We start from the raw sequence: 20,003 nt of genomic DNA, 5'->3' as shown, positions 1-20,003 counted from the left end.
GGGGAAGCCCTAGCGGGATCACAAAAAAGAGAAACCTTGTTCTTTGGAGCAAGGTTTTCTTGGTTTATGCACTTTAATGGGCGAGAAGTTTATCCCGAAGCAGGGCTGCCAGAGGGGAGGATTCGGGAAGCCCCAGCGGGATCACCAAGTTAGAAAAGGTTGCATAATAATATGCGATCTTTTTTTATTTAGATATTTCATGGGGTGAGAAGTTTACCCCGACGGGCGACCTAAGGAGACCAAGTCGGGGAGCCCCAGCGGGAGGACATGCCGTTTATAGGACATTTTTAGGCTTGGGCCAGGATGCAGGGCAGGTCTGTAATTATTTTTAACCTTGTTCTTTGGAACAAGGTTTTCTTGGTTTATGCACTTTAATGGGCGAGAAGTTTATCCCGAAGCAGGGCTACCAGAGGGGAGGATTCGGGAAGCCCCAGCGGGAGGACATGCCGTTTATAGGACATTTTTAGGCTTGGGCCAGGATGCCAGGCTTCTCTATCCATTTTTTATTTCTTTGAGACAGGGTTATTGGTTTCTCCACGTAAAATTACAGGATTCAATATGTAAAGGAACTTATGGAAATCAATGGCAAGCTTTAATGCTCAATTTGCGCCAGCGTACAGCTGTTTAAGTCCAGCCCTACTGGCTTGAAAAGCTACTCATTCTTAACGGATCAATTCAAAAATTTCTAACTCATTTGCCTTTATATGAAGGTCTTTAACGAGCAGAAGCCTAAATCGTAGAAGAGTAGACCGGAAAGGGGAACAAAAATGGGTGATAATTCCTTAAAATAGCAAAGGGAAGGGTCTTGGTGCTATAATTTGGAGGCTGGCTACTTTCACAAGTTGGAAGGAAGAAGACCAAACTCCGGCAATCAATTTAAATTTTTTCTGTTGTACTCCGCTTTCTTACTTTTCGTCCCCTGGACTTTCCTAACATTGGTGGCAGTGGAATTTCTGATCTTTTAAAATTTAGTCAAATGCATAAGCAAATGAAAACCGAATTGATCAAAGAAGCCCAAAAGGGGGACATGGCAAGCTTTACCTGCTTATTTGAACACCTTAGGCCGGCACTTTATGCCAAAGCCCTCCTGTACTTTGGATACAGTCCAGAGGCAAAGGACGTCTTACATGAATCATTCATCACTGCTTTTTCAAAAATCCATCAGTTGAAAGATCCTTGTAAATTTAACACCTGGATGCATACCATCTTGAAAAACAAATGCCTGCTAATTCAAAGAGACCAGTTGAAATTTTGTTTTTCTGAAAAGTTGCCACAATTAAGCAGTGACCCTCTGCATGCCATTCCTTCCATAGAAGAGGGCATGATAGCAGAGGGTAATGAAAACCACCTTTTAGAAATGCTCTCCCATCTGGATGAAGAAAAGCGGGTTGCAATTTTACTGCGGTTTTACAGTGACTTTAATAGTTACAAAGAGATAGCAAATATACTGAATATTCCACCCGGGACGGTAAAAAGCAGACTGGCAAATGCTAAAAAAGAACTCAAGACTTACCTGGACTGTTCTCAGGGCTCAACATCGGGAAACCTGGCGGCTGATGATCGAGGAATCCAGACTGCCTGGACTGATTTTTACGAAGGAAATAGGAGTCGATTTCTTTCCCTGTTTGAGAAAGACCTTCAGATCCGGTTTTCTAGTGGAAAAATGGAGAGTGGACTCAAGCGTTGGGCTGCAGAGTGGGATATCGACTTATTGACAGGGGTCCGTTTTAAACCGAATTATATCATCAGTTCAGGAAATCTTACCCTGGTAGAGGGTCCAATAATCAATCCTCCAGATAAACCGGAGCAATGCCCTCCTGAAGGTGGTTTTGTGTTTTTTCACCACAAAAAGAAAATACATAAAATCCATGCACATTATGCTTCCAGAAAAAAAGTGCTCCGGAAATGAACTTTTGAACATTCCCAGGTATCCCTTTTAAAAAAGATTTGATTCGATGCAGTTGAACTGCACTCAAAAGGAGTATTATGGAAAATTCAAAAACATTAAGTCAATTAACTTCAGAAACATTGGCCGGGAAGGAATTAAGGGATTATAAAACCGCTATTAAAGGAAACCTACTATTACCTGGCGACAAAGATTACGAAAAATCACGTAAGGTATGGAACGGAATGATCGACCGTAGACCGGTCATGATTACAAAATGCCATAATAAAAGAGACATTCAAAAAGCCTTGGAATTTGCCAGAAACCATGAACTATCAGTATCAGTTAAAGGTGGTGGCCATCATGTCGCTGGTACCGCTGTGCTGGACCAAGGCATGATGATTGACTTGAGCGACATGAAAGACATCCGCATAGATTTGGAATCAAGGTCAGTTATTGTGCAGCCTGGGGTTACCTGGGCTGAATTAGACAAAGAGACTGAAAAACATCATTTTGCCGTGCCGGGAGGCGTGGTGTCTTCCACCGGCGTTGCAGGATTGACTTTAGGTGGAGGCATGGGCTGGTTGCGCCGAAAATATGGCCTCTCCTGCGACAACTTATTGTCAGCGGAAGTAATCTCTGCGCGGGGCGAAATCCTGCAAGTAAATGAGCATTCCCATTCGGATTTATTTTGGGCCATTAGAGGCGGCGGTGGTGGTTATGGTATCGTTTCTTCCTTTCATTTCAAACTTTGTCCCCTCCCACCGGAAGTAATGGTATGCATGGTGTTTTATCCTGCTACAGAAACTAAAAAAATTCTGGAATTTTATCGGGAACTTGCACCCACATTAGTTGAGGAAGCTAGCACCTTCCTGATCTATGGCACCTTACCCGATGAACCTTTTATTCCTAAAGAAAGCCACGGAGAGGATTATTTATTAATTGCTGGTATGTATGCAGGCGATAAAAAGCAAGGGGAGCGGGTTTTTCAACCATTACGGAAGATCAGCAAGCCGATCGCTGATTTAAGTGGTCCAATTAAATATACAGTTTGGCAAACCAATTTCGATGCAGATTATCCCAAAGAAAAACTGAATTACTACTGGAAATCACTTTTCTTGAATGAACTCTCGGATCAGTCGATAGAAAAATTTATTGAATTAGGAAAAAACAGGCCCTCCAAATTGACTACGGTTGATATTTGGCAATTAGGGGGAGCCATTGACAAGGTCAGACCGTCCGAATCTGCCTATCCTCATAGGAATTCAGGCTACCTCCTGGGCATTGAGTCGAATTGGGAAAAGCACCTCTCCAATGATAAAAATATAGCCTGGACCAGGTTGGCCGTAAAAAACTTTCTTTCCCTTTCCGAAGGCCACTCTTATTTGAATTTCGAAGATGAAGGTCCTGAAAACCTAAAAGCAGCACTTGGCAGGCATCATCTTAAGCTACAGGAGATAAAAAGACAATACGACCCGGACCACATCCTCTTTTAATCTAATTTAAATCAATAATGTCAATGTCTACGGGAAATCTCATCGGTTAATCATACACAAGTTCTTCAAAACAGACCTATGAATTAATACTTGCGTAGGTCTTGATTTACTCACGATCGTTCATTCAATTGATTAAGCGGATGTTTGTGCAAAATTTCAAAGAGGTCACCATACGTCTTTGGTTTTTTTTAAATTCGGTATGTCATCATTCAAAAGCATGGGATGATAGCCGCTGAAAATGAGCCCTTAATTTTCCATTTAAAGCGTTTAAGTTAGTTACCATTATCATTGATCCTATGACATCATTGGTTTTAGGCGCAAGTGGCGCAACTGGAAAACACCTGTTGGAAAAAATGGAAAGGACAAATGCCGGTCCTCTACAATAAAAAAATCCGTTTCAAAGAAACGAAAGCTGATAGCAGCGTCTGCGCCTTAACCCTTCCTATCGGTAAAAATGCATAACCGGTAAAAAACAAAGCCCGATCGAATGACCGGGCTGCTTTAAATCCTTACATCAAAGCAAAAAACATATCCAGGTCCGGAATCAATATGATCCGCGTCCTGCGGTTTTTGGCCATGTTTTCCGGGCTGTCATTTTCTACCACCGGAAAAAAACTGCTTCTTCCAGCTGCAATCAGTTGCTCAGGAGCAACAGCGTAGTCCTCCACCAGTTTTCTTACAATGGACGTTGCCCTTTTGACACTCAGGTCCCAGTTATCCTGAACGACAGCTGTGGAAATAGACCTGGGGTCGGTATGGCCTTCCACCATGGCTTCGATACTCGGCTCGCTCTTTATCACTTCTGCCAACCTTTCCAATAAATCATGGGCATTGTTATTTACCCGGTAACTTCCGGTGTTGAACAACAAGCGGTCTGACACTGAAATCATGACTACCGTCTTGTCAATGTCAATGATAATGTCATCTTCCTGCGTACTGTCTCCTGCACTGATGGCTCCCATCAGGTTATGGCGAATGGCCAGGTTTACGGAGTCCTCCATGGTTTGGGCACCAGCCAGCAATTCAGGATCAACCTTTTGGAGGGTAGCATGGAGCTGCTCCCTGCCGTTATTGGACATGAGCAGGTTGCCTGTCAAATCCAATTTTGCGTCATTTTCTTCCTGCAGGGAAACGTTGGTATCCCGCAGGGAGTTGATTTTGGCGTTGTATTCCGCCACCCTGTTTTCAATTTGTTCAAATTTGGCTTCCAGGGCCTCCTTTTCAGTGCTGGTTTGCGCCAGCTCCACCTGGGTGTTGTGCAACTCCCCTTGCAGGGAAGTGTATTTCTTTTTGGAGACACAGGAAGCCAGGCTTCCCATTGCCACCAAAGCAATCATAAAATGTAGGTTTTTCATGGTAATTATTCGTTGGTTATCGATAGTAACGCCCCCACTCAAAAACAGGGCCAATCCTGATCTCAGCTTTTACAAACCTGTTTTATGGAAGTTGCCTTTCCATCAGAGGGCTTATTATTTTATGAAAATATGGGAAGAGAGTAAAATTTCGATTAGTTTTAACATTATCAATCAAATAGCCCCGTGTCAATTAATGTTGTTCCGTTATTTATGCATATTTTGTATACTCCTGGTTTTTTCGTGCAAGTCAGATTTGCCGGAAGACATTGAAATCGCCATGGCGGAATTGCCGGAGGAGCTGGATTTTAACATACATGTGAAGCCCATACTTTCCGACAACTGTTTTTCCTGCCACGGCCCGGATGAAGCCGCCAGGGAGGCTGGCATCCGGCTGGACTTGGCAGATGCCGCCTATGCTCCATCAAAAGAAAGCGGCCTTATCCCCATCAAACCGGGAAAACCCGGGAAAAGTGAAGTTTTTCACCGCATCCTTTCTGATGATCCAGCCTACCTGATGCCCAGCCCGGAATCTCATCTTACCCTCTCCGATAGAGAAAAAGCCATACTTGTCAAATGGATTGCGTCAGGAGCCGAGTATAAAAAGCACTGGGCCTTTATTCCTCCGAAAAAGCCCGATTTACCCGAAGAAAACATCAGCCATTGGTCTGAACAACCTATTGATCTGTTTATCGCCAGAAAGCTGAGTCAGAATGGGCTGAAACCTCAGGAGCAAGCAGCCAAAGAATTGCTGCTCCGAAGACTGAGCCTGGACCTCACCGGTTTGCCCCCTACCCTGGAGGAACTGGATGCTTTTTTAGCCGATGATTCAGAAAAGGCCTACGAAAAACAGGTAGACCGCTTGCTGGAATCTCCACATTATGGTGAACAAATGGCCATGCATTGGATGGATGTGGCCCGTTTTGCCGATACCCATGGCTATACGGTGGACCGATACCGGGACATGTCTCCCTGGAGAGATTGGGTGATCAAAGCCTACAACCAAAACATGCCCTATGATCAATTCGTCCTGGAACAACTGGCGGGAGATCTATTGCCCAATCCTACCAAAGACCAGATGCTGGCGACTGCCTTTAACCGGATCCATCCCCAAAACATGGAGGGTGGTATCGTTCAGGAGGAGTTCCGGGTGGAATATGTAGCCGACCGCACCAATACACTGGGAAAAGCCTTTATGGCTTTGAGCCTGGAATGTGCCCGCTGCCATGACCACAAATACGACCCTGTAAGCCAGAAAGAGTATTTTGAATTGAGCAGTTTTTTCAATCAGGTAGATGAAGCCGGTCAGATCTCCTGGGACAATGCCATGCCGGTACCTACCATGCTCTGGACTGATGAGGAAAAGGATGCATTGCTGGGGATGTTGGAAAAAAACATTGAAGGAGCTGAAAAAGACCTGGCGGCTATCAAAAGTTCAGAAAAAGGGAAATTTGATGCCTGGATAAACAGACAGGGGTACCAGGATATCCGGTTTTACAGGCCTTCGGCTGCGCTGGTTGCGCATTTTGGTTTTGACGAGCTTCCCATTCGGGATCGGGTCAATCCATCCCTTACCGGCATTATGGAAAGCATTGGGGAGAAAAGCAAACAACCTCCCCTGGTGGATGGCTACCGGGGAAAGGCGGCCTCGCTAAATGGGGATGCCTGGCTGAAAATGGGCGGCGTCGGGAGCTTCTCCAAGGACCAGCCCTTTAGCGTAGGACTCTGGGTAAACATCCCTGCAAAATTGGATAACGGAGCCATTTTTCATACCGGTGACGGCGCCGTCTTGTACAACCGGCGGGGTTATCATTTGTATTTGAAAGACAACAAGCTGGAAATGATACTTGCCCATACGGCTCCCTACAATGTGCTCAGCAACCTGACACTGGAAGGAGTACCCAGAGATGAATGGATCCACCTCCTGATGACCTACGATGGCTCCTCCACAGCAGCTGGCCTCAAAACTTACCTGAATGGAAAGCTCATGGCCAGCGAGACGACCAAGGACAATCTGTACAAGGACATTTTGTTTGACCGGGACAATCAGCCAGGTATTCAAATTGGTGCCGTTTGGCGAGGAAAGGGGCTAAAAGGAGCGGCGGTTGATGATTTGATGGTATTTGACAAGGAACTATCCGCATTGGAAATCATGGATTGGTTGCAGCCGGACCTTTTGACAAGCCTGCGCCAAAAGGCCCCGGGAGAATTAAGCCCGGAGGACAGGAAGGCACTTGAGGCGTTTTACTGGTCGAACCTTTCTCCGGCCTACCTGAGCCAACAAAAAAAGCTGACCGACATCCGGATGGAGCATGCTGCTGCAATAGAGCCCATACAGGAAGTCATGATCATGCAGGACATGGAGCCAAAGCGGCCCACCTATGTGTTGGAAAGGGGGGAATACCATGCCCATGGGGAAGAGGTAACTGCTGGCACCCCGGCATCCGTTTTACCCATGGACAGTGAGCTCCCAAAAAACCGGCTTGGCCTGGCCCAATGGCTGTGCGATGAGCGACACCCCCTAACGGCCAGGGTTGCGGTGAACCGCCTTTGGCAACAGTTTTTCGGAAGAGGGCTGGTAGCTACGGCGGCAGATTTTGGCAACCAGGGAGAAATGCCCAGCCACCCGGAACTGCTGGATTGGCTGGCGGTTACTTTCCGGGAATCCGGATGGGATGTGAAGAGCCTTCAGAAAATGATCGTCCTTTCTGAAACCTACCAACAATCTTCCGTGGCCAGCCCGGAGCTCCAGGAAAAGGACCCGGAAAATATCTGGCTGGCCCGGGGACCATCCGGCAGGATGCCAGGTGAAATGATCCGGGACAATGCGCTACTGGCCAGTGGCATGCTGGGCAAGAGCATCGGCGGCCCCAGTGTTAAACCCTACCAACCAGAGGGCCTCTGGTCAGTCAATGGAGGCCAATACACCGAAGATACCGGTGAAAACCTGTTCCGGAGGAGTTTATACACCCTGTGGAAACGATCTGTACCCCACCCCACCTTGCATATTTTTGACAGTCCGGAGCGTTCAGAAACCACCATCAAAAGACAGGAAACCAATACCCCGCTACAGGCTTTGGTATTGATGAATGACCCCATTTACGTAGAAATTGCCAAGGTGCTGGGGGCCACCATTTCCCGTCATCAGGATACCCGGCAGGGCATTCAGGAAGCTTTCCGAAAACTCACCGGAAGAGCTGCCCAGGAGCGGGAAATAGAAGTGCTATTGGCTTTAAGAGACAATGAGCTCGATAAATTCAAAAGCTCACCCGAAAAAATGGAAGGCTGGCTAAGTGCAGGCTCCTATCCGGTTCAGGAAAAACCAGAACGGCTGGATTGGGCAGCCAATACGGTAGTAGCCAGTGCCATTCTCAATTCGGATGCGACCATAACCAAAAGATAACATGTGTCATCACCATAAACAACACCGCTTTCAAGGTATTCCCGAACTCCATGAACTGGAAAAAAAGATGGATCGCAGGGATTTTCTTTCCCGGACAGCCATGGGCATGGGTGCTTTGGCCCTGGGCTCTATTTTTACCCAGGATGGCCTGTTGGCAAAAAATCTGGATCCCGGAGGGGGACTTTCGGGGCTCCCCCACCACCCGCCTAAAGCCAAACGGATCATCTACCTTTTTCAAAGCGGGGGGCCATCGCAACTGGACCTGTACGATTACAAGCCACAGCTGAATAATATGCATGGCAAAGACCTGCCTGCGTCCATCAGGGGAGAACAACGCCTGACTGGTATGAGTGCCAACCAAAGCATTTTTCCGGTGGCTCAATCTGCTTTCAATTTCAAACAATATGGACAAAGCAGGGCCTGGGTAAGCGAGCTCATGCCCTATACGGCGGAGGTGGTAGACGAATTGTGCTTTATCAAATCCATGATCACCGAACAGATTAATCACGACCCGGCGATTACCTTTATGCAAACAGGCCACCAATTACCTGGAAGGCCTTCCATGGGTGCCTGGATGTCCTATGGTTTGGGATCTGAAAACCAAAACCTACCCGGGTTTGTGGTATTGGTATCTAAAAATGCCGTCAGGGACCAACCCTTGTATGCCAGACTTTGGGGCAATGGTTTCCTGCCTTCCCAACACCAGGGCGTACAGTTTCGCTCTGGAAAAGATCCGGTATTGTACCTGAGCAACCCTGAAAACTACGAAGGCCAGGACCGCAAGGAAATGCTGGATTATCTCAAGGAGCTCAATGGCTTGCAATACGACACCTATGGGGACCCGGAAATCAATGCGCGCATCTCTCAGTATGAAATGGCCTTTCGCATGCAAAGCTCTGTCCCCGAGGTAAGCGACATGTCTGACGAGCCGGATTGGGTTTTTGACCTGTACGGAGAGGACAGCCGGGATCCGGGTACCTATGCAGCCAACTGCCTGCTCGCCAGAAAACTCATCGAAAAGGATGTCAAATTTGTTCAGCTCTACCACCAGGGATGGGATCAGCACGGCAACCTGCCCGGAGGAATCAAAAACCAGTGTGCCAAGACCGATCAGGCCACCGCAGCATTGATCAAAGATTTAAAACAAAGGGGCTTACTGGAAGATACACTCGTGGTATGGGGCGGAGAATTTGGCAGGACGGTGTACAGCCAGGGCACGCTCACCGCCGACAATTATGGGCGTGATCACCACCCCAGGTGCTTTACCATGTGGATGGCTGGTGCCGGAGTCAAACCTGGTTTCAGCTATGGCACCACAGATGATTTTGGCTACAATGTGACCAGCGACCCCGTACATGTGCATGATTTCCATGCCAGCCTGTTACATCTCTTTGGCGTGAATCATGAGAAACTCATCTTTAAACACCAGGGAAGAAGGTTCCGGCTCACAGATGTGGCCGGAAAGGTGGTCAATGACTTGTTTGTCTGATTTATTTCTTCAAAAAAGCAGAATACATCCAAACCAGTTTTTCCTGTTCCCGGATGTAATCGCTCATCAGGGCATTGGTGCCTTCATCTCCGATTTCACCGGACAGGTCCAGCAATTCCCGCTGCAGGGTAAGGATACTTTTCAGGGAAGAAAGGATGTTGTCAACTGCTTTCATCCCGTCAGTGACTTCCTGGCTTTCCTTGATGGCTGAGGCATCCTGGTATTTGGAATAGCGGTGCTGGGGCGCATGTCCCAGGGTCAAAATCCGTTCGGCGATATCGTCAATCTTTACCTGCAGGTCGGTATACAACTCCTCAAATTTCAGGTGAAGTTCAAAGAACTTATCCCCTTTGATGTTCCAATGATAGCCACGGGTATTCTGGTAGAAGATGGAATAATTGGCCAGTAATACATTCAATTTCTTAGCCAGCTCTTCTGAGCGCTTTATGTCCAGGCCTATTGCGTTTAGGTTTTCCATTTTTTGATCGAGTATAGGTTAATGATTATTCTCTTTTTATGTGTCTTTAAATTTAACTTATTTCGTCCAGACTATTGCGCCAAAAGAAAAATAAAAGCTGGCAGGTATTCTGATTATAGGTGTTATTAACCTGAGTTCGATTCTATATAGCGTTTATTTTACCAGCCAGTACCATCCTTAAAACAGACATATAAAAAGCAGATTTGCTAAATCTCCCTTAAATATGAGGGGGTAATTGGTGCCTTTTTGCAATATTACCAAATATATTTTTTTATAAATTGATATTTCCGATAAAATCCCCCTAGCCTAGCCCACTTAAAAAGGGGGGAGTCGCAAAAAATGAGATTTGGATGGTTAATTAGATGCTTTGCGTTTTCAGGCAATTGCTCATTTACTTAGGAAAGGACCAGCACCCGAAATCCGAACAATTTAATAATCAAACTCAGGTTATTAAAACCGGTAACCCAGCTCCGGTCCCCAAAAGCTGCTGCGCATGCGAAAGTGCTGATCCAAAAAAACGCCTGCCTGCAGGCCCAGGTGCCAGCGATTACCCAAAGCCTTTCGCACGGCGATTTGTCCGGGAAAAATAAGTCCTACCTGATATTGTTCTACCAGATTAAATCCTCTGTATGCCCCCTGCTCCTCGTCAAATAAGATGGGTTGGTAAAACCGGTTCTCATCTATTGCCAGCCCCAAACCAATTTGTCCCTTCAAGCCAAGGGGGAAGGGGATTTTTCGGCTAAAGATAAAGGAAAAGTGATCGGAGTTGACCTCTGCTCTTGTCGGCAAATTTCCGATAAGTAATGGGGTTTCAGCCACGGATTCCCTAAAATATACATTGAAGGAGCGGTTAAATACCGTACCCATGGTCCATTCCGATGAATAATCGTAGGTAAGGGCCAGCGAACCATACCATCCCACTGCGGGCCTCTCGTAGCCATAATCCCGGTTTAGGCTAAAGGAGCCCAGACCCAGCCGGCTATCCAGCTCCTGGGCACGCAAGATTATAGGTCCCAGGACAAGCATCAGCAGGAATAAAATTTTTGTTTTGTTTTTCATCTCTAAAAGTGGAAACGAATTTCAGGACCTAAATGGAAACCTCCAATGGCATAAAATGGCGTAAAAAACAATCCGGATTTCACGCCTATCGTTCCAACATTGCCTAAGGGCTTGGACAGGTTGAGCAAAATGGGCATGCTAAAGTCCCGGCTAAATAAGGGCAAACCTGTCTGTCCATCTCTCTCATCCGGGTAGCTCGCCAGGAAAAAGCCCGGGCCGCTTCCCACTGCCAGGTGCCAATCCCCTCCCAAAGAAAAATGCCTTTGCAAAGTCCAATAAATCAGGTGGACCTGCACGGAGGAATTGTCCGGTAATCCCGTTTGGCTGCCGGTGTTTGGAGCATAGGAAAATGTTCCATACTGGTAATGAGATCCCAGGGAAAGCTTCCCGGGTAACCGGTAATCAAAGCTCAGTCCCGTGAAATAGCCCAAACGGGCCGCCTCATATCGTCCATAATCTATAGGGGTAAACATTCCGGCCTGGGCAGCTATGGAATACTGCTGTGCCTGAACACCGGTAACACCTATCCCTACCCAGAGTACCAATAAAAACAGGCTGCTTTTTACAAATGTGAAAACAGTAAAAATGATATGCACGTAAGTTCCAGATTCATTCAATCCCCGTTAGCAGGGGTCCTTTCAGTCAAATTAAAATGCAATGTTACGAAAAATTTCGGTGATGTAGGAAATCAACCTTGGTTTATTTTTTTAAAACGCACCTCCAGGTCTTCCAAATCCCTTCCTTCGTCAAATTTCTTCTTGGCCAGGTTCCAGGTCATGACCGCATGCTTCCTTACGGCTTCCTTTTGTTCATCCGTCCTTGCGAATTTATTGAGGGTCACCATGGCCTCCATCAAACGGATAATCACCGAAGGACTGCCTTTGGCAAACTGCCGGATGGAATTGAAAGCAGCATTCATCACGCCCTCAAAGGAAAGTACATCTGCTTGTATGCGCAGGGTACCGGATTCATCTAACCGATAGGGGGAGGGAAAACGTATGGTGGTGAGATAGGCCAGGCTGCTACTCAGGTTATCGATACAGGAAATGGCGGTGTAAGGATCGTTTACTCCCGGTGAAAGTGCCCGGGCGGCAATTTCAACCATCTGGTGAATGGCATGTTCAGCATCCTGTTGGGGCGTCCTGGTTTTTCCTCCCAAAAAATGTTGCCGCATACCATCCAGTTCTTCTTCCTCCAGGGTTTTATTTGCGTAGACCTTACCTAATTCAAGCCCCCTCACCAGGTAACTTCCGGGGCGATGATACAACTCCAAAAAGACATCCTTCTCACTGACCATTTTCATCAAGGCATCGCTATCGATGTACTGCAGGTAACCATCAAAGCCACAGGTCAGGACTTGTGAAGCGGCATACCCTTCTTTAACCTGTTCGGGATCCTGCTGATACTGTTCAGCTCCATCTCCCATATCCTGGGGGAAAAGCCGGGTGAGGTTATGTGAAAGTTTTGCGGAAATATTGCCAATGATGAAATCGGCCTGTATGCTGGTAGCCACATGGTGAATAAAAACAATCAGCAAGACAATATTGGCGATGGCCATCAGCAAGGCAAAGGCCACGGAAAACAATGGGATAAACTGCATCTCCCCAGTATCTTTCACGGTATTGAGTACGATCAGGCAATAAATAAACAAGGATACATAGGTTCCCAGCACCGTTTGATTGATCCTGTCATACATAAAATTTTTCACCAGCCGAGGCCCAAACTGGTTACTCGCCAGGGTAAGGGCTACCAGGGTTATGGAAAAGACGGTTCCTGCCACCCCAATCATGGCTGCCGCAATGGTGGTTAGAATCCCTTTGGCTGCATCGGGACTACCCGGGAAAAAAAATTTAATTGTTCCACTGGGATCAAATTCGGCATTGCTGTCCCAATACACCAGTCCTATGGCCAAAGAAATACCAATAAAAATGATAAAAGCGGGAACAAACCAAAAAGTAGATTTGAGTTCTGACCACCAAAACAGTATTTTTTTCATGCAAGTACGGGGAAATTTCCTCAGGGAAGGTACCCAAAAAACAAGCCAATTCCAATCCTCAAAGCAGGATAGCTTTGTCCCTGTAGCAGTGGGCTCACTTTTTTCTGGTAAATATCGCCACAATGGCGGAGGTCAGTATGCCCATGATGGGTGCTCCCACTATGCTTTGTACAATATAGTTCTCATAAGAAAAATAGTTTTCAGCGGCTTCCCCCTCCATTTTACCGGATTCAACGGCATAGATCCTGGCATTGTCTAGAAAATCCGGGGTAATGATTGAAAGGGTGAGCCACATGGTCAGCGGGGTCAAAACAGTGACTACCAAAGTGATGATCATACCGGCCTTGAAACCCTGAGCATAACTCATGTATCCCCCATAATGTTTTTTTCTTTTCTCCAAAAGACCCAATACGTACAGGGTAATTGCTGGAATGGCGACAAAATTGGTATAAGTGGCATGCTGCTCAATGTGCTGGTCGTGAAGACCTGTCACCCGCTCCAACACCATCCAAAGCAGGCTCATCAGAGAAAAAATAATTCCCCATTTGATTTCAATGCGATATTTTTTCATGGCTTACTTTGAAGAATGGAGGCCAAAAACATTCCCTTCCGTATCCATGCAAATGGAACAAAATCCGTGTTCTCCAATCTGAAATTTGGCCTGAACGACTTTTCCTCCCGCCTTTTCTACCCGGCTTTCTTCTACCTTACAGTCCTCACAGGTAAGGTAAACCAACGTGCCACCGGCACCGGGCTGCATGCTATCCGATTTCACCAGAGCACCACTGGCATTGGCCGCCCCTTCTACCCAGGGGAAAGATACCATTTTCATTCCCTCTTCCGAGCCTTCCGGCAGCTCCATATCGACCATTTCCTCATTCAAAACAGTGCCATAAAACTTTTTGGCCCGATCCATGTCTCCGACATAGATTTCAAACCAGGTGCCTATATTTACATTTCTTGCCATGTTACCTTTGGTTAATGATTTTTTTGAATACAATTATAGCACAAAATAAGTGATCCATAGTTAAATCAACTTGTCATAGGACAAGAAATCAATACCCCTTTAAAGCAACTTCTTTTCGGATCCTGCTCAGGGAAGAATCGGTCACGCCCAAATAGGAAGCGATGTATTTCAATGGCGCCATCTGAAGTACCTTCGGGTGCTCTTGCTGCAACTTCAGGTACCTGTTGGTGGCCGTATCCGTAATCATGCTCAAAGACCGTTGCTTATTGGCCAGAAGTGCCCTGGACATCCAGCTTCTGCCCCATTCGGTAAAACCGCTGATGTTTTCGAAAAGGTCCTGAAAGGCATCATAGCGGATCATCCAGCATTCACAGTCACTGAGCGCCTGAATGTTCTCCCTGGTAGCTTGCCTTAAAAAAAGGGAGGCCACTTCTATGACAATTTCATTTGGGCTGAAAAAAGCAGTAGTAATCTCATTTCCCTCTGCGCTTTTGGCAAATGCCCTGACCAAACCATTTTCCAGGCAATAATAGGCATTGGATAGTTGACCCTCTGTTAGTATAAATTCCCCTTTGCTAAAAAAAACCTGCTCATGAGCCGTGTAAATGCTGCTCAGGTCCAGTTCGTCTATACCCGGATGCGCATATATTTCAGAAAGGCAGGAAGGATACTTCATGATCCGTTGTTACTTTTAATCTATATTTTCTCCCGGAGGGAACAATCCCATTTTGAGTGCCCGCTCCTTCCACTGGCTTCTGGCCAGTTCCTGCATGTCCTTCACCCCATCCGTTTCATCCTGAATCTCCAATCCCAGGAGGGTTTCCAATATATCCTCCATGGTCACAATCCCTGCCAGTCCACCATATTCATCGGTAACCATGGCCAGGTGCTCCCTGGCTTGCATCAGTATCTCCAATACCTCCGGTATGGGATCATCTGTTTGTACAACGAGGATCTTACGTTTCAGGTCCTTCAGGACGTAGCCAAATTGGTCCTGAGCCAGCTTTTCCAGCACATCGTATTTCAAAATATAGCCCGTTACCTGATCGATTCGCTCCTCATAAATGGGAATCCGGGAAAACTTCTTGATGCTGGTATCTAATAGGAAGTCCTTTAAACTCGTATTTTCCTCCAAGGCCACCGTGACCGTCCGGGGTGTCATGACATGATACACAAAAATCGAACGAAACCGAACCAAGTTGTAAATGATTTTTGACTCGTTTTCTTCAAAAACGCCATCACGAGTCGCCATATTGGCCAGGGCTGCTACTTCCTCCCGGGTAGTCTTGTTTTCATCCTCACTTTTAAAAAAACGGGTCATCCACTCGGACATTTTAACAAGGGGATAAATGGACAGGATCATGAAGTTTAGCATTTTTCCAATTACAGGCGCCAGCTTTTTCCAATAAGTAGCTCCCAGGGACTTTGGAAAAATTTCGGATAAAACCAAAATCGCTAGTGTTAATACCGCTGAAATGACTCCAAAATAAGCCTCTCCAAAAATTTTGGTTGCCTGGGCTCCCACCCCTGCAGCGCCTACCGTATGGGCAATGGTATTGTAACTCAATATGGCTGCCAGCGGTCGGTCAACATTTGATTTAAGCTTTTCCAGTTCCTTTCCATATCCTTTCCCTTTTTGCTTGAGGGATTCTATATAAGAAGGAGTGATGCTAAGTAAAGATGCTTCCAGAGCGGAACATACAAAAGAGACCCCAATGGCCAAAAACAAATATAAAAACAAGAGTATCATCTATTTCGATTAAATTCTTCTATGCCACAATCAGGCTTTGGCTGTGGGGGTTGACGGGTTTACCAATAAACGAAAACTTTCCCGGTACTGGTACCTGATTCAAGCAATTCATGTGCCGCTGCTATATCCGTTGCTTTAAAAGTAGCTCCCACCTGCGGTCGTATTTCATTTTTTTCCCATAAATCTACCAAAGCATGCAAACAATGGCCAATGATATCGATGCGGTGATCTGCAAGGCGTAACATATTTACCCCGATAATGCCCTGAGATTTCATCATCATAAAAAGCGGACTGACAAAACCGGTCTTTAATAAAAAAGCCAGGTCATTGATCAAATGGGGTCTTTGCCCAGTTCTGGCCGAACCGCCAAAACAAAACAGGCGACCGCCATGGGAGAGCAACTTCAGGTCCTTTTTGAAACTTTTGCCCGCCACCGTGTTAAAAATCAGGTCCATTTTCCGCTTCCCAAATTCCTTCTCAATGGCCTGTGCGTAATTTACTTCCAAATAATTGATAGGAAAGTCCACGCCCATTTTTTCCAGATAGGTAATTTTATCGCCAGAACTGCATAAACCCACCACCTTCAGACCACTCCGCTGACACAATTGCGTAAGGGCCGTGCCCACTCCTCCGGCACAAGCGTGAATCAGGGCTATTTCTCCGGCATGCAGGCGGCTCAGGTAATCTGTCATGTAATAGGCGGTGCAATATTGGGTGGCCAGGGCACAGGCCTCCCCTCCCGGAATATCCTCCGGTAATACTGCGATGGCCCTGTAATCAGCCCTTGCAAAGTCTGCATATCCCCCAAAACGGGTAAAACCCACCACCCGTTTTCCGAGGAAGCTATCTGGTACTCCGGCACCGGTATCGGTAACCTGACCCACGATCTCATAGCCGGGAACAAAAGGAATTTCAGGAGCCTCCTTGTACAAGCCATTTCGCGCCATCACATCAGCATAGTTTAGCCCAAAGCCCTCCACCTGAACAAACACCTCATTTGGTGCCAGCTCAGGCTGGGAAAACTGCTGAAGCTCAAAAGCTTCCCAGGCCGCTCCATACTTTACAATGGCAATTTGCTGCATGTTTGACTTTTAATTTAGGTTGAATATAGGTTATTTTCAAGCAAGAATAAACTTTTTGGGCAGTTCTGAGATCAATTTTTCTCTTATTTCAATGCCATTGATTACCTTTTTCATAACAGCTTTTCACATGGCTGATCAAATGATGATGTTTCATTCAGCTAAAATCCTTATTTTTAAAAAACACAAAAACCACAGCACATGGCACATCGCTTTAACCGCAGAAAATTCCTCCACTATACCGGATTGGCAGGTACTGCCTTATTTCTTCCGGGCCAAAACAGGGCTTCGCAAGCTGCTCTCATCAGCTCTGATGAAATCGGGCTTTCCAAATGGGAATTGGAAACTCCCTCGCTTTGCCTGGAACTGGAAGTCATGGAGTACAACCTCAAAAAGGTCCATCAAAGACTTCAGGGAACAGGGATTGGCGTACGACCCCATATCAAAACACACAAGAGCCCTTTCCTGGCCAAACGACAAATGGAGGCGGGTGCCCTCGGCGTTTGCGCCGCCAAATTGTCCGAATCGGAAATCATGTTGGAAAATGGCATTTCGAATGTGCTGATGACAGGGGTAAATGTGAGCCCGAAGAAGATCAGGAAAGCGATGGCGCTGAGAAAAAAACACCCCGGATTTATTCAGGCCGTAGATAATCCTATCAATGCACGAGATCTTCAGGAAGCAGCCAGGGAAGCAGGTATTGTGGCTGAGGTGGTGGTGGACCTGGATGTGATCAGAAGGTCCGGAGTACCTACCGGAAAACCTGCACTGGAGCTGGCCCAACAAATCGACCGTTCTCCCAACCTGCGCTTTATGGGAATTTTGGCTTATGATGGGGGCGCCCAACATGTGAAAGGCCATGCTGCAAGAAAAGCCAGGACTGTTCAGACTTTTGAACCGGTAGTAGCTACCTACGAAAGCCTGGTAAAATCCGGGCTGAATGTGGAAATCTTTAGCGGCGCCGGCACGGGTACCTATGACATGATGGAGGATATTCCTGGATTCACAGATGTACAGGTAGGCAGCTACCTCTTCATGGATGCCCAGTACATGGCCATCGGCAGCAGGGACAACGAAAACCTTTACGTTGATTTTGACCCCTCCCTGACTGTCATGACCACAGTGATCAATACCAACCATCCCAATCGGCTGATCACCGATTCCGGAGCCAAGGCATTTACCATCAATAAACCCAGTGGAATCGTCATCGGCGAACCGGATTTTACCTACAATGCCGGTTCAGATGAATATGGGACCATTACTTTTTCTCAGGCCAACAAATCCTATGCGGTAGGAGATAAACTGGAGGTGATTGTGCCCCATTGCGACCCTGCCATCAATCTATACGACCGGATCTATGGCATCCGCCGGGGGAAGGTGGAAAGCATTATTCCCATCCTGGCCAGAGGCATGTCCCGCTAAAAACTGCAGCCTGCCAGTCAAACCAAAAGCCTCAGGAACTCCCAGTGGTGGATTCGGCAGGTTTGGGTTTGGGTTTGGCTGTCAACATGCCCAGCATCATGGCAAGAGAGGAAAGGATGATCACCTGAATGATCAGCGAATCGTTGACGAGGGAGATGGCCGCTCCGCCGGGTATGCTCAGGTAAAGCAGAATGGTCACCAAACCCCGCGGCGCAATGAAAATCAGGGGCAACAATTTGATCTTAAATACCTTTAACACCAGGCCTCGCACAAGAAAAATACCCAGCAGGATGGAAACCGACCAAATCAGGGTTTCCGTGTTGATCAACTCCCTGGTATCGATCAGAAAACCAAATACAAGAAAAAACAAGGTTCGAATTAAAAAGGTCAGTTCCAGGGTCAGCTCTTTGAATTTCTTGACCTCCTTTTTAAAACTCTTTGTGTGCAGGTTTTTAATCACCACCAAATGCCGGAGTTGGACCAGGTTGCCAATAAACAAACCAAATAACAGGATAAAAATCAAGGCCGGCAGGTGGTAAAGCTCAGAAACGGCAAAAATCAAGACGATCACCAGTATGATAGGCGCAAACTTGACCGGATGCTTGATTCTGCTCAACAAAAAGGCCAAAATGATGCTGGCAAAGAAGGTGATAATCAAAATTAGCACAATTTCTCCCAGAAAAAATCCGATGGATCCCGCTCCGATCCGTTCGTTTTCCAGCAGAAAATTAAAAAAGATGACACCAAAAATATCCGAAAGACTGCTTTCATAGGTCACAAATTCCTTGTTTTTTGCCGACAGGTTACTCACCGAAGGGATGGCGATCGCGCTGCTGATGATGGCAATGGGAATTGCATTGATCAGTCCTACCTTTAAGCTGATATCAGCAAATTGCATAAAGGCAAAAGCAAACAAAAAACTCAGTCCCAAGACCGGCAAAATGGCGATAAGCACGGTTCGCCCCACAAACGAAAACTTGGATTGGTCAAAATCCAATTCCAGCGACCCCTCCAAGACGATCAGGATCAAGCCGATGGTTCCGAGAAAGGGCAACACGTTAGAAAGATCCGGGATTCCCAGCCAGAAAATCTCTGCCAGCTGATTGACTGCCCAGCCCAAAGCAAAAAGCAGGATCACCGGGGGAATTTTCGTTTTTGCTGAGGTGATGTCGAAAAAATAGGCAGACAACATCAGGATACACAAGGCAATTATTATTGGCAAAGTCATGCAGGGTTGGTTTGTTGTTCCAATGAATAATCCAAACCCTAAAAATCATAAAGAAGTTTGGCAATGGCTTAATTTACAATAAATGATTTCAAATTAAAAGTTTCCTCTTCCAAAGGGAAGCCTTTTATGGTTTAAAAAAGAAAACCACATAAGGAACATAAGGACATGGAAGGAGCTGCGATATGTTTATGGCTGCTTATGTGGCTTAGGTGGTTAAAAAAAGGAAAACACATAAGGAACATAAGGACATGGAAGGAGCTGCGATATATTTATGGCTGCTTTGGTGGTTTAGGTGGTTAAAAAAAGAAAACCACATAAGGAACATAAGGACATGGAAGGAGCTGCGATATGTTTATGGCTGCTTATGTGGCTTAGGTGGTTAAAAAAAGGAAAACACAT

Annotated in this window: 17 protein-coding genes; 5 read left to right on the top strand and 12 right to left on the bottom strand. The window is 46.3% G+C overall.

The genetic code is table 11. From position 1 onward, the window contains the following. Nucleotides 1-371: 371 nt before the first annotated feature. The gene (locus GL182_RS24405; protein ID WP_262889344.1) at nucleotides 372-500 is read right to left on the bottom strand and encodes a hypothetical protein; all 129 of its coding nucleotides are present in this window, start codon (nucleotides 498-500) and stop codon (nucleotides 372-374) included. Between the two features lie 476 nt (nucleotides 501-976). Here GL182_RS24405 and GL182_RS15585 point away from each other — a divergent pair, with 476 nt between their 5' ends. Both GL182_RS15585 and GL182_RS15580 read left to right on the top strand, forming a co-directional pair. Continuing rightward, nucleotides 977-1,909 carry an RNA polymerase sigma factor gene (locus tag GL182_RS15585; protein WP_163380701.1) on the top strand — a complete coding sequence of 311 codons (933 nt, stop codon included), beginning with the start codon at nucleotides 977-979 and terminating at the stop codon, nucleotides 1,907-1,909. 77 nt (nucleotides 1,910-1,986) lie between these two features. Then, a complete protein-coding gene (locus tag GL182_RS15580) occupies nucleotides 1,987-3,381 on the top strand; it encodes an FAD-binding oxidoreductase (protein WP_163380700.1) in 1,395 nt (464 codons plus the stop codon). Nucleotides 3,382-3,890: 509 nt separating this feature from the next. On the opposite strand, the gene GL182_RS15575 is transcribed toward GL182_RS15580, so the two are convergent. Then, a complete protein-coding gene (locus GL182_RS15575) occupies nucleotides 3,891-4,736 on the bottom strand; it encodes a flagellar motor protein MotB (protein ID WP_163380699.1) in 846 nt (281 codons plus the stop codon). Nucleotides 4,737-5,013: 277 nt separating this feature from the next. Between GL182_RS15575 and GL182_RS15570 the strand changes: the two genes are divergently transcribed. Together GL182_RS15570 and GL182_RS15565 are read left to right on the top strand one after the other, a co-directional pair. Then, the gene (locus GL182_RS15570; protein ID WP_240469851.1) at nucleotides 5,014-8,136 is read left to right on the top strand and encodes a DUF1553 domain-containing protein; all 3,123 of its coding nucleotides are present in this window, start codon (nucleotides 5,014-5,016) and stop codon (nucleotides 8,134-8,136) included. Between the two features lies 1 nt (nucleotide 8,137). Continuing rightward, a complete protein-coding gene (locus GL182_RS15565) occupies nucleotides 8,138-9,625 on the top strand; it encodes a DUF1501 domain-containing protein (RefSeq protein WP_163380698.1) in 1,488 nt (495 codons plus the stop codon). Nucleotide 9,626: 1 nt separating this feature from the next. On the opposite strand, the gene GL182_RS15560 is transcribed toward GL182_RS15565, so the two are convergent. The 9 genes from GL182_RS15560 to GL182_RS15520 all read right to left on the bottom strand — a co-directional run bounded on the left by GL182_RS15560 (nucleotide 9,627) and on the right by GL182_RS15520 (nucleotide 16,957). Continuing rightward, complete coding sequence (locus GL182_RS15560; RefSeq protein WP_163380697.1) at nucleotides 9,627-10,103, bottom strand: Dps family protein; 477 nt, start codon at nucleotides 10,101-10,103, stop codon at nucleotides 9,627-9,629. Nucleotides 10,104-10,553: 450 nt separating this feature from the next. Further along, complete coding sequence (locus tag GL182_RS15555) at nucleotides 10,554-11,162, bottom strand: hypothetical protein (protein ID WP_163380696.1); 609 nt, start codon at nucleotides 11,160-11,162, stop codon at nucleotides 10,554-10,556. A gap of 2 nt (nucleotides 11,163-11,164) precedes the next feature. After that, nucleotides 11,165-11,758 carry a hypothetical protein gene (locus GL182_RS15550; protein ID WP_163380695.1) on the bottom strand — a complete coding sequence of 198 codons (594 nt, stop codon included), beginning with the start codon at nucleotides 11,756-11,758 and terminating at the stop codon, nucleotides 11,165-11,167. A gap of 92 nt (nucleotides 11,759-11,850) precedes the next feature. Then, a complete protein-coding gene (locus GL182_RS15545) occupies nucleotides 11,851-13,158 on the bottom strand; it encodes a DUF2254 domain-containing protein (protein WP_163380694.1) in 1,308 nt (435 codons plus the stop codon). Between the two features lie 94 nt (nucleotides 13,159-13,252). Beyond that, nucleotides 13,253-13,729 carry a DUF4199 domain-containing protein gene (locus GL182_RS15540; protein WP_163380693.1) on the bottom strand — a complete coding sequence of 159 codons (477 nt, stop codon included), beginning with the start codon at nucleotides 13,727-13,729 and terminating at the stop codon, nucleotides 13,253-13,255. A gap of 3 nt (nucleotides 13,730-13,732) precedes the next feature. Beyond that, a complete protein-coding gene (locus tag GL182_RS15535) occupies nucleotides 13,733-14,125 on the bottom strand; it encodes a VOC family protein (RefSeq protein WP_163380692.1) in 393 nt (130 codons plus the stop codon). A gap of 88 nt (nucleotides 14,126-14,213) precedes the next feature. Next, nucleotides 14,214-14,801: a Crp/Fnr family transcriptional regulator gene (locus GL182_RS15530; protein WP_163380691.1), complete on the bottom strand. Its 588-nt coding sequence runs from the start codon at nucleotides 14,799-14,801 to the stop codon at nucleotides 14,214-14,216. Between the two features lie 15 nt (nucleotides 14,802-14,816). After that, a complete protein-coding gene (locus GL182_RS15525) occupies nucleotides 14,817-15,875 on the bottom strand; it encodes a CNNM domain-containing protein (RefSeq protein ID WP_163380690.1) in 1,059 nt (352 codons plus the stop codon). A gap of 59 nt (nucleotides 15,876-15,934) precedes the next feature. After that, the gene (locus GL182_RS15520; RefSeq protein ID WP_163380689.1) at nucleotides 15,935-16,957 is read right to left on the bottom strand and encodes a zinc-binding alcohol dehydrogenase family protein; all 1,023 of its coding nucleotides are present in this window, start codon (nucleotides 16,955-16,957) and stop codon (nucleotides 15,935-15,937) included. Between the two features lie 198 nt (nucleotides 16,958-17,155). On the opposite strand from GL182_RS15520, the gene GL182_RS15515 reads away from it, so the two are divergent. After that, a complete protein-coding gene (locus GL182_RS15515) occupies nucleotides 17,156-18,376 on the top strand; it encodes a DSD1 family PLP-dependent enzyme (RefSeq protein ID WP_163380688.1) in 1,221 nt (406 codons plus the stop codon). 31 nt (nucleotides 18,377-18,407) lie between these two features. Here GL182_RS15515 and GL182_RS15510 read toward each other — a convergent pair whose 3' ends face one another. Continuing rightward, a complete protein-coding gene (locus GL182_RS15510) occupies nucleotides 18,408-19,604 on the bottom strand; it encodes a cation:proton antiporter (RefSeq protein ID WP_163380687.1) in 1,197 nt (398 codons plus the stop codon). Between the last annotated feature and the right edge of the window lie 399 nt (nucleotides 19,605-20,003).

This window comes from Cyclobacterium sp. SYSU L10401, assembly GCF_010993705.1.
Classification (GTDB): domain Bacteria; phylum Bacteroidota; class Bacteroidia; order Cytophagales; family Cyclobacteriaceae; genus Cyclobacterium.
This window is presented reverse-complemented; position numbering and strand designations above follow the sequence as displayed.

What these genes read in the sequence shown, in the direction of transcription:
- GL182_RS24405 (WP_262889344.1), bottom strand. Translation starts at nt 500, where the DNA reads ATGGATAGAGAAGCCTGGCATCCTGGCCCAAGCCTAAAAATGTCCTAT.
- GL182_RS15585 (WP_163380701.1), top strand. Translation starts at nt 977, where the DNA reads ATGCATAAGCAAATGAAAACCGAATTGATCAAAGAAGCCCAAAAGGGG.
- GL182_RS15580 (WP_163380700.1), top strand. Translation starts at nt 1,987, where the DNA reads ATGGAAAATTCAAAAACATTAAGTCAATTAACTTCAGAAACATTGGCC.
- GL182_RS15575 (WP_163380699.1), bottom strand. Translation starts at nt 4,736, where the DNA reads ATGAAAAACCTACATTTTATGATTGCTTTGGTGGCAATGGGAAGCCTG.
- GL182_RS15570 (WP_240469851.1), top strand. Translation starts at nt 5,014, where the DNA reads ATGGCGGAATTGCCGGAGGAGCTGGATTTTAACATACATGTGAAGCCC.
- GL182_RS15565 (WP_163380698.1), top strand. Translation starts at nt 8,138, where the DNA reads ATGTGTCATCACCATAAACAACACCGCTTTCAAGGTATTCCCGAACTC.
- GL182_RS15560 (WP_163380697.1), bottom strand. Translation starts at nt 10,103, where the DNA reads ATGGAAAACCTAAACGCAATAGGCCTGGACATAAAGCGCTCAGAAGAG.
- GL182_RS15555 (WP_163380696.1), bottom strand. Translation starts at nt 11,162, where the DNA reads ATGAAAAACAAAACAAAAATTTTATTCCTGCTGATGCTTGTCCTGGGA.
- GL182_RS15545 (WP_163380694.1), bottom strand. Translation starts at nt 13,158, where the DNA reads ATGAAAAAAATACTGTTTTGGTGGTCAGAACTCAAATCTACTTTTTGG.
- GL182_RS15540 (WP_163380693.1), bottom strand. Translation starts at nt 13,729, where the DNA reads ATGAAAAAATATCGCATTGAAATCAAATGGGGAATTATTTTTTCTCTG.
- GL182_RS15535 (WP_163380692.1), bottom strand. Translation starts at nt 14,125, where the DNA reads ATGGCAAGAAATGTAAATATAGGCACCTGGTTTGAAATCTATGTCGGA.
- GL182_RS15530 (WP_163380691.1), bottom strand. Translation starts at nt 14,801, where the DNA reads ATGAAGTATCCTTCCTGCCTTTCTGAAATATATGCGCATCCGGGTATA.
- GL182_RS15525 (WP_163380690.1), bottom strand. Translation starts at nt 15,875, where the DNA reads ATGATACTCTTGTTTTTATATTTGTTTTTGGCCATTGGGGTCTCTTTT.
- GL182_RS15520 (WP_163380689.1), bottom strand. Translation starts at nt 16,957, where the DNA reads ATGCAGCAAATTGCCATTGTAAAGTATGGAGCGGCCTGGGAAGCTTTT.
- GL182_RS15515 (WP_163380688.1), top strand. Translation starts at nt 17,156, where the DNA reads ATGGCACATCGCTTTAACCGCAGAAAATTCCTCCACTATACCGGATTG.
- GL182_RS15510 (WP_163380687.1), bottom strand. Translation starts at nt 19,604, where the DNA reads ATGACTTTGCCAATAATAATTGCCTTGTGTATCCTGATGTTGTCTGCC.